This is a genomic window from Neobacillus paridis (assembly GCF_016765675.1).
Lineage (GTDB): Bacteria > Bacillota > Bacilli > Bacillales > Cytobacillaceae > Neobacillus > Neobacillus paridis.
Map to the genome: position 1 here is coordinate 1 of NZ_JAESWB010000009.1, position 670 is coordinate 670.

At 54.3% G+C, this 670-nt stretch carries 2 protein-coding genes; both read right to left on the reverse strand.

The features are described 5' to 3' along the window. On the reverse strand, positions 1–183 hold a 183-nt coding region (locus tag JK635_RS27790; protein WP_202651724.1), incomplete at its 3' end, for a DNA-directed RNA polymerase subunit beta. Positions 184–456: 273 nt separating this feature from the next. Then, positions 457–670, reverse strand: a 214-nt coding sequence (rplL, locus tag JK635_RS27795) for a 50S ribosomal protein L7/L12 (protein WP_202651726.1), incomplete at its 5' end; no start/stop codon positions are given.

Below are 670 nucleotides of genomic sequence, written 5' to 3' on the forward strand. Positions count from 1 at the left end.
GAAAATCGAGGTGAAGGCAGACTGCAGGCCTTCGTTCTTGCGCAGCGACGGGGCCTTGTCCGCCTGCAGAAAGCCGGTATAGGATTCGAGCTGGGTTGCAAGCAGGAATGGTACGTGGTGAACGTTGGCGCGCTTCGCGAATGATTTGCGAATGCGTTTCTTCTCAGTAAATGAGTAGTGCATGAACACTCCGTGAGTGACAGGAAGGATAGAGAATTCAGGATTCGACACGGATGGCGCGATATGGCTGCGTTCTCCCGGATCTGCGAAACCTCAAGTCTCGGCCCTTCAAATCTGTGATTTAATAGACCGCCTTTCGGGGCGGGTGTTGCATGGTACCGGTACGATCGTCTTCAAAGTCCGAAAACGACAAAGGAGCCAAAGCCGAGCCCTTCCTTTTTGGAAAGGGCTCTGCGCTTTGACTCATGCGCTGTATGTCGCGCTAGCAGGCCGCAATTACTTGATTTCTGCTTTTGCGCCAGCTTCTTCCAGCTTCTTCTTCGCTGCTTCAGCGTCAGCCTTCGATACACCTTCCTTCAGTGGCTTCGGTGCACCGTCAACCAGGTCCTTGGCTTCTTTCAGGCCCAGACCGGTGATTTCGCGGACTGCCTTAATGACGCCAACCTTGTTTGCGCCGAAGTCGGCCAGGATCACGGTGAACTCGGTCTGC